The following is a 7,582-nucleotide window of genomic DNA, read 5'->3' on the forward strand; positions in this document are numbered from 1 at the left end:
CCAGCTGTCCATTTTTTCTGTTACCGCTGTACCCGGCCAGAGCCGTCGCCGCCGGCCAGCTTCTCCACCTCGGCCACGGTGACCCGGTTATAGTCTCCCTCCACCGAGTGCTTCAGGGCGGAGGCCGCCACAGCAAACTCGATGGCTTCCTGAGAGGACTTACCGGACAACAGGGCGTAGATCAGCCCGCCGCCGAAGGAATCGCCGCCCCCCACCCGGTCCACGATACGGAGGTGGTACTCCTTGGAGAAGCAGCACTCCCTGCCGTCGTACAGCATCCCGGCCCAGTCGTTGTCGCTGGCGGAGATGGAGGTGCGCAGGGTGATGGCCACCTTCTCAAAGCCAAACTTGTCCATCAGCTGCTTGGCCACGCTCTCATAGCCCGCCTTGTTCAGCTTGCCGCCATAGATATCGCTGCCCTCGGCCTCGATGCCGAACACATCCTTGGCGTCCTCCTCGTTGGAGATGCACACATCCACATAGCGGCACAGGTCGGTCATAGCCGCCCGGGCCTGGTCCCGGGTCCACAGCTTGCCCCGGTAGTTCAGGTCGCAGGAGATCTTGACCCCACGGGCCTTGGCGGCCTCACAGGCCTGCTTGCAGATCTCCGTCACATTGGGCCCCAGGGCGGGGGTGATGCCGGTGAAGTGGAACCAGTCGGCCCCGGCGAAGATGGCGTCCCAGTCAAAGTCGGAGGCGGTCGCCTCGGCAATGGCGGAGTGGGCCCGGTCGTAGATGCACACGCTCCCCCGCTGGGAGGCCCCCTTCTCCAGGTAGTAGATGCCCACCCGGTCGCCGCCCCGGACGATTTTGGAGGTATCCACTCCAAAGTACCGCAGAGAGTCCACGGCAGCCTGACCGATGGCGTGGGCGGGCAGCTTGGTGACATACACGCTGTCCAGGCCGTAGTTGGCCAGGGAGACCGCCACATTGGCCTCGCCGCCGCCGAAGGTGGCCTGCATCTGGTCGTTCTGGAAGAAGCGGTAGTAGCCGTTGGGGGCCAGGCGAAGCATCAGCTCGCCGAATGTAACAACTTTAGCCATTTCGTACCTCCTTGACGATGGCCACCGACTGCTGACACAGTGCGGTGATCTCGTCCCACTTGTGATTGTCGATGAGATCGGCGGTGACCATATAGGAGCCGCCGCAGGCGCACACCACCGGGCTGGACAGGTACTCCCTCAGGTTTTTCAGGGAGATGCCGCCGGTGGGCATGATCTTGAACATGGGGAAAGGGGCGCTCATGGCCTTGATCTTGGCCAGACCGCCGGACTGCTCCGCAGGGAAGAACTTCAGTACCTCCAGCCCCAGCTTATTGGCAGTATGGTAGTCGGTAGGGGTGGTGCAGCCGGGGAACACGGGCACACCCTTGCTCTGGCAATAGGTAACGATATCCGGGTCCAGGCCGGGGGTGACGATGAATTTGGCCCCGGCCTCCAGAGCCTGGTCCACCTGATCGGTGGTGAGAACGGTACCCGCCCCCACCAGCATCTCCGGGCAGGCTTCGGTCATAAGGCGGATGGCCTGGGCAGCTCCGGCGGCCCGGAAGGTGACCTCCGCCACCGGCACCCCACCGGCGCACAGGGCATGAGCCAGCGGAGCGGCGTCCTCCTGGGGATGGTTGAGTTTGATGACCGGCACCACGCCGATCTCAGAAATGCGCTTGGAAATGGCGTCCATAGTTATGCCTCCTGTTTTCTTCACAAAGAAGGGGCGCGTCCGGCACGCGGCTTTCACCCCGGCCGGACGCGCCGCGCACTGTTATTGATGGTCTTTTTCGATGGCCTCCCACAGGCCGTTGAGATAGGAAGCGCCCAGAGCCCGGTCAAACAGGCCATAGCCCGCCCGTCCCTTCTCATCCCAGATCATCCGGCCGTGATCGGGCCGGACATAGAAGTCCATCCCCACGTCGTAGTAAGCCTTCATGATCTCGTACAGGTCCAGGCTGCCGTCGGCGGAGAAGTGAGCCGCCTCCTCGAACTGGCCAGGGCCGGTAAATTTGATGTTGCGGACGTGGGCGAAGGGGATGCGGCCCTGGCTGCCGAACTCCCGCACCAAAGCGGGGATATCGTTGTTGGGATTGGAACCCAGGGACCCGGAGCACAGGGTCAGGCAGTTATAAGGGCTGTCTACCATGGCCAGGATCTGACGGATATCCTCAGCGCTGGTATAGATCCGGGGCAGGCCGAAGATGTCCCAGGGTGGATCGTCAGGATGGATGGCCATTTTCACATCGTACTGCTCACAGACGGGAATGATGGCTTTCAGAAAATAGGCCAGATTGTTGCGCAGGTCCTGGTGGGATACGCTGGCGTACTGTGCGAAGAGGGACTTAATCTCCGCCATACGCTCAGGCTCCCAGCCCGCCATCTCAAACTCCCCCGCTCCCTGCTGAATCTGGTCGGCAAAGGCCTGGGGATCAGTGATGCGGTCAATGACCGCCTGGTCATAGGCCAGCACAGTGGCCCCATCGGGCCGGGGTTTGAACAGGTCACTGCGGGTCCAGTCGAACACGGGCATAAAGTTGTAGCAGATCACCTTGACCCCCGCCCTGCCCAGACGGCGGATGGTCTCCTGATAGGCTTCGATGTACTGGTCCCGGCTGGGCAGGCCCAGCTTGATGTCCTCGTGGACATTGACACTCTCAATGACCTCCATCTCCAGGCCAGCGTCATTGACCTCCTGCTTCAGGGCCTGGATACGCTCCTCCGGCCATAGGGCGCCTGCGGGCATATCCATCAGGGAGGTGACCACACCGCTCATGTTGGGGATCTGCTTGATATAGCGCAGCGGAATAGGATCCATCTGGCTCCCATACCAGCGAAACGTCATCTTCATGACTATCTCTCTCCTTGTGCTCCGTCAGAGCGATAAATAATGCCGCAGGGCGGCACGCACCGCGCCCGGTCCGGCCAGCATAGCCCGGAAGGCCTCCTCCGCCTTCCGGCCCAGGTCGGACTGGTACAGGTCCACGCCGAAAATGGCGGCGTTGGACAGGATGGGTTTAAGCTGATCGGTACAGGACTCCGGCCGGCCCAGGGTGATTCCGGTCAGACAGGATTGCAGCTGAGCCGCCAGCGGATCGGGGCTCACCGGCATCTCCCTGCCCTGGTCGTCCAGGCCCAGCAAGTACCGGCACCAGCCGGCAAACACCAGTGGGATGTACACCAGGCCGGACAGATCCAGGTCGGGCCGCTTCTCATACCGCTGCAGGGTTCCGCCGTAGCGGACAGGGATCTTCTGAGAACAGTCGGCGGCAATGCGCTGTGGGGTATCGGGTATGGCAGGATTGGGGAAGCGCTTGTTCAGCACCTCGTCGATGAAGGCTCGGGGGCTGAGGATACCCGGGTCCTCCACCACCGGCAGGCTCTCGGCGGCGATGTGCTCCACCAGGGCCTTCAGGTCGGCATCTCCCATCTCGGCGGCAATGGAGGTGTAACCCAACAGGCAGCCGAACACCGCCAGGGCGGTATGAAGAGGATTGAGGCAGGTACCCACCTTCATCTTCTCCGCCTTCTCCACGGTGGTCCGGTCGGTGAGGTACACCCCCGCCCGCTCCAGGGCGGGCCGTCCATTGGGGAAGGTATCCTCCAGCACCAGATACTCGGTGATCTCCGCGTTGACGAAGGGAGCAATGAGGGTGCCAGTATTGGTTTTGCTGATGGTCATATCCGCCAGGCCCAGGCCCTCCAGCTCCTGCTGTACCTTCTGGGAGGGATGGGGGGTGATCTTGTCGATCATGGACCAGGGGAAGGTCACCTTACTTCTGTCGGTCAGCCAGGTCAGGAAGTCCTGAGGTACCAGGCCTCGCTCCAGCCATCCGGCGGCGATGCGCTCCACCGCATCCTGGAGTTTTTGACCGTTCTGGGCGCAGTTGTCCATGCTCACCATGGCGATGGGGGCTCCCCCCGCCTGGAACCGCCGGTAGAGCAGGGCGGCGGCGATGGACATGGTGTGTCGGGGACAGTCGGGGCCGCTCTCCAGGTCCCGCTCCACCACCGGCTGCAAATCACCCTTCAGCCCGGTGAGAGCGTAACCCTTCTCGGTAATGGTAAAGCTGGCCATTTGCAGGTTGGGAGACTGGAATACCTTCACCAGCCTGTCCCAGTCGGGACCCTGGCAGTCGGCCTTCAGGCCCCCGGCCACGCTGCCGATCACCTCCATCTGATTGGGGCGGTCGGCCGCCATGCGGACCAGCAGGCTCAGGCTGTCGTAAGGGGTATAGACATTGTCAATGATCTGAAAATCGAAGGACTCGGCGGCAATGATACCGGTATTGGCTCCGCCGGTATTCAAAAGGGTCTGCTGGGCGGCGGCCAGGAAGCCCCGGAAGATGTTGCCCGCGCCAAAGTGGACCCAGGCAGGGCTCTCCCAGGTGCGCTTGCGCACCGTCTGCACATTGTACCGGGGAAGGGCGATGCCCGCCGCCTCCCAGGCCGCGGTATCCCGCAGGCCCTGTGTATTCAAATGTAACATGAGTGATTGCCTCTCTTATTCAGGCTCTGGAATCAACCAGATGCTTGCCCAGCTTCTTCTCCAGCATTCCCTGCAGCTGCGTCAGGACGGTGCTGAAGATCAGGTACACCACGCCGGCCTCCACATAGAGCAGCAGGGGCTCAAAGGCGGTGGCATTGATGGTCTTGGCCGTCATCATGATCTCGGCCACGGTGATGGTGGATACCAGGGAGGTATCCTTCAGCAGGCTGATAAAGGAGTTGCCCAGGGAGGGCACCGCCACCAGAGCTGCCTGGGGGATGATGACCTTCCGCATGGTCTGCAATTTGTTCAGGCCCAGAGCCCGGCAGGCCTCAAACTGGCCTTTGGGGATGGAGCCCAGGGCGGCACGGATGACTTCGGAGTTATAGGCGCCCTGGCTGATTGTAAGGGCCAGAATGGCCGACGGAATGGGAGCCAGCACAACACCCAGCGCCGGCAGGCCGAAAAAGATCACATAGATCTGGGTCAGCAAAGGGGTGCCGCGGATGACCCAGACAATGAACCAGGCAATACCCTTGAAGGGCTTGAAGTTGGACATCCGCATGAGGGCCAGCGCAAAAGCCAATACCAGGCCCAGGGCAAAGGATACCAACATCAGCGGCACGGAAATTGTAAGTCCTGCTTTGAACATGGGCCAGAAGGAACTGATAAACAGATCAAATAGCTTCATCGCAGCCCGCCTCCTTTTCTAACTCAGCCGGGGCGCCGCCCGGAGGCGGCGCCCCGGCTTCCGGTGTCAATTACTGATAAATGCTGGTGCTGTCAGCCACGGCCTGACCAAAGTACTCAACAGTCAGGTCGTACAGGGTACCGTCGTCGATCATCTCCTGAAGGATCTCGGAAACCTTGTTGCACAGGTCCTGGTCCTCCTTGCGGCACATGGCAGAGGACTGGATCATATACTCCTCGCCCTCCTTGGGCTCGTAGGTGGCAACGATCTTCACGTTCACGTCGGGGCGGCTCTGCATATACTCGTCCACGGCAGCCACGTTGTTGATGTGGGCGTCGGCGCGGCCGGTGTTCAGCATCTCCATGGCGCCGGTCAGGTCGGTGTCGGCAGTGGTGGCGCCGTACTCAGTGGCGATCTGGCCAGCCACAGAGGAGGGAGAGTTGGCGCACAGCTTGCCCTCCAGGTCCTCAAAGGAGGTGATCTCGGTGTTGTCGCCGTTGACCACCAGGCAGAAGGGGTTCTCAGCGTAAGCGATGGAGCAGGCGTACTTCTCCTGACGCTCGGGCTTGGGGTTCACGCCGCAGATGACGATGTCCCAGCGGCCCGCATCCAGACCGGCCATAACGGGATCCCAGCTGTCGGAGATCTGGAACTCAGCTTCCACGCCCATACGGGAGGCCACTTCCTTGGCTACCTCAACCTCAAAACCGGTGAGGTCGCCGGTACCGTCCTCGTTGTACACATAGGGAATCCAGTTGCCCTCGGCGCCGATAACCAGCTTGCCGGCGTCCAGGACACGCTGCAGGGAGCCGTCGCCCTCGGTCTGAGCCGGGGTGGTCTCGCTCTGGGCGGGGGTAGTCTCATTCTGAGCGGGGGTATTGGCGCTGCCGCCGTCGCCGCCACCGCAGGCGGCCAGGGAAAAGACCAGTGCAAGAGAGAGGACCGAGGGGATCAATCTTTTCAGCTTCATGATGTTCACCTTTCCTTACATTTGATTTTATTTACCGATGGGGCGCATCGGGAAATAACGCTCAATCCTCCAGGAACCGCTCCAGTACCCGGATGTTTTTCCGGTCTGCCTCGAAGGGGTCGGAGAAGTAGTGCTCATCCGCCACCTCCTGCACCAGGTAGCCGGTATAGTTCCATTGGTTCATGATTTGAATCTGTTGGGACAAGGAGGTGTTGCCATCTCCCCAGATGTTGTGGAGCCAGGGGTCGCCGTCCAGGAAGTGCATATGGATCAGGTCCGGGCCGAAAGCCCGGAACCAGTCCTCCAGGCTCTCCCCCGCCGCCCCGGTGGCAATGTTGTCCACCATCATTTTCAGGCTGGGGTGATCCACCTCCCGGTACATCCGCGCCGCCCGGTCCAGGTTGTAGACCAGGTTGCTCTCGTCGTCCCGCAGGGACTCCATCACCAGCTTCACCCCCAGGGGCTGGGCCACCCGGCACAGCCGGGACAGATGATCCCGGCACCGGTTCCACATGGTGTCCTCCTCCTCCCCCAGGTAACCCCAGCCGGAGTTGACCACCACCCGGTCGGCCCCCAGTTCAGCGGCCAGATGGATGGCGTTGGAGAAGTAACGGAAGGAATATTCCAGCTGATCCTTGTCCTGGGCGGCGTATTGGTACTGGTAGGCCATGCTGGGGGCGGTAATGGATACCACCCGCACACCGTGGTCCTTCAGCTTGCCTTTCAGCACCGATACGTCGTCGTAGCCGGTGTGGTCCAGCCAGAAGTGGGAGGCCCCGCACCACAGCTCGATCTGGCGGAAGCCCAGCTTCTGCTGGCAGTCCAGGAAGTAGTCCAGCGAAAACCGGCGGTAGTGCTGGTTCATGTTCACCAGCTGGCCGCGTCGGATACCCCTCATGTCCTCCCCCCTGTTCTCAGGGCCGCCAGGGCCCGCTCCAGCGGGTAGCCCGGGCGGCTGGCATAGCCCTCGGGCAGCAGCAGGGAGAGCTCCCCCCGGTAGCCCGCCGCCTCCAGCTGCTCCAGGTATCGGTCCATGGGCAGGCAGCCCTCCCCCCAGGCCTTCCAGCCGTGGTAATTGCCGTCGCACAGCCGGACCAGGTGGGTGTGGGGTCCCAGCCGGGCAAACCAACCGGGGATGTCGTCCCCCCACAGGCTCATGGCGTTGGTGTCCAGGCAGGCCCCCAGCCAGGGGCTGTCCACCCGCCGGATCACGCCCAGGATCTCCTCCGCCGATCCCAGCACAGGGGACTGGGCGGCCAGAGGGGCGTCGGGGCCCAGCACCGGCATGAGCAGCAGCTTCACTCCGGCTGCCGCCGCGGTGGGACACAGCCTGTCCAGCAGCTCCGCCGCCTGATCCAGCAGACGGCCCCGTTCCAGGTCCCAGCAGGCCCCCTCCGCCCACAGCACCACCCGGTCGGCCCCCAGGGAGGCCGCCAGTTGGATAC

At 62.5% G+C, this 7,582-nt stretch carries 8 protein-coding genes; all 8 read right to left on the minus strand.

Annotated elements, in window-relative coordinates:
• Nucleotides 1-20 precede the first annotated feature (20 nt).
• Entirely contained in the window at nucleotides 21-1,043 is a 1,023-nt protein-coding gene (locus tag B5G40_RS12465) for a sugar kinase (protein ID WP_087399813.1), read from the minus strand.
• Nucleotides 1,036-1,680 (minus strand): bifunctional 4-hydroxy-2-oxoglutarate aldolase/2-dehydro-3-deoxy-phosphogluconate aldolase, encoded by a 645-nt coding sequence (gene eda / locus B5G40_RS12470; protein ID WP_087399814.1) that lies wholly within the window; start codon nucleotides 1,678-1,680, stop codon nucleotides 1,036-1,038. Before eda ends, B5G40_RS12465 begins: the two co-directional genes overlap by 8 nt.
• A gap of 81 nt (nucleotides 1,681-1,761) precedes the next feature.
• A complete protein-coding gene (gene uxuA / locus B5G40_RS12475; protein WP_087399815.1) occupies nucleotides 1,762-2,838 on the minus strand; it encodes a mannonate dehydratase in 1,077 nt (358 codons plus the stop codon).
• A gap of 24 nt (nucleotides 2,839-2,862) precedes the next feature.
• Nucleotides 2,863-4,476 carry a mannitol dehydrogenase family protein gene (locus B5G40_RS12480; RefSeq protein ID WP_087399816.1) on the minus strand — a complete coding sequence of 538 codons (1,614 nt, stop codon included), beginning with the start codon at nucleotides 4,474-4,476 and terminating at the stop codon, nucleotides 2,863-2,865.
• Nucleotides 4,477-4,495: 19 nt separating this feature from the next.
• Entirely contained in the window at nucleotides 4,496-5,167 is a 672-nt protein-coding gene (locus tag B5G40_RS12485; RefSeq protein ID WP_087399817.1) for an amino acid ABC transporter permease, read from the minus strand.
• Nucleotides 5,168-5,237: 70 nt separating this feature from the next.
• Nucleotides 5,238-6,137 carry a transporter substrate-binding domain-containing protein gene (locus B5G40_RS12490; RefSeq protein WP_087399818.1) on the minus strand — a complete coding sequence of 300 codons (900 nt, stop codon included), beginning with the start codon at nucleotides 6,135-6,137 and terminating at the stop codon, nucleotides 5,238-5,240.
• 61 nt (nucleotides 6,138-6,198) lie between these two features.
• A complete protein-coding gene (locus B5G40_RS17475) occupies nucleotides 6,199-7,035 on the minus strand; it encodes a sugar phosphate isomerase/epimerase family protein (RefSeq protein ID WP_087399819.1) in 837 nt (278 codons plus the stop codon).
• On the minus strand, nucleotides 7,032-7,582 hold a 551-nt coding region (locus tag B5G40_RS12500), incomplete at its 5' end, for a sugar phosphate isomerase/epimerase family protein (protein WP_143383414.1). The genes B5G40_RS17475 and B5G40_RS12500, both read right to left, overlap by 4 nt.

The organism is Flavonifractor sp. An9 (genome assembly GCF_002161245.1).
In the GTDB taxonomy this organism is placed as follows: Bacteria; Bacillota; Clostridia; order Oscillospirales; family Oscillospiraceae; genus Flavonifractor; species Flavonifractor avicola.

Excerpts from the sequence above, each read along its gene's own strand:
- B5G40_RS12480 (WP_087399816.1), bottom strand. The coding sequence starts at position 4,476 with ATGTTACATTTGAATACACAGGGCCTGCGGGATACCGCGGCCTGGGAG.
- B5G40_RS17475 (WP_087399819.1), bottom strand. The coding sequence starts at position 7,035 with ATGAGGGGTATCCGACGCGGCCAGCTGGTGAACATGAACCAGCACTAC.
- B5G40_RS12490 (WP_087399818.1), bottom strand. The coding sequence starts at position 6,137 with ATGAAGCTGAAAAGATTGATCCCCTCGGTCCTCTCTCTTGCACTGGTC.
- B5G40_RS12485 (WP_087399817.1), bottom strand. The coding sequence starts at position 5,167 with ATGAAGCTATTTGATCTGTTTATCAGTTCCTTCTGGCCCATGTTCAAA.
- uxuA (WP_087399815.1), bottom strand. The coding sequence starts at position 2,838 with ATGAAGATGACGTTTCGCTGGTATGGGAGCCAGATGGATCCTATTCCG.
- eda (WP_087399814.1), bottom strand. The coding sequence starts at position 1,680 with ATGGACGCCATTTCCAAGCGCATTTCTGAGATCGGCGTGGTGCCGGTC.
- B5G40_RS12465 (WP_087399813.1), bottom strand. The coding sequence starts at position 1,043 with ATGGCTAAAGTTGTTACATTCGGCGAGCTGATGCTTCGCCTGGCCCCC.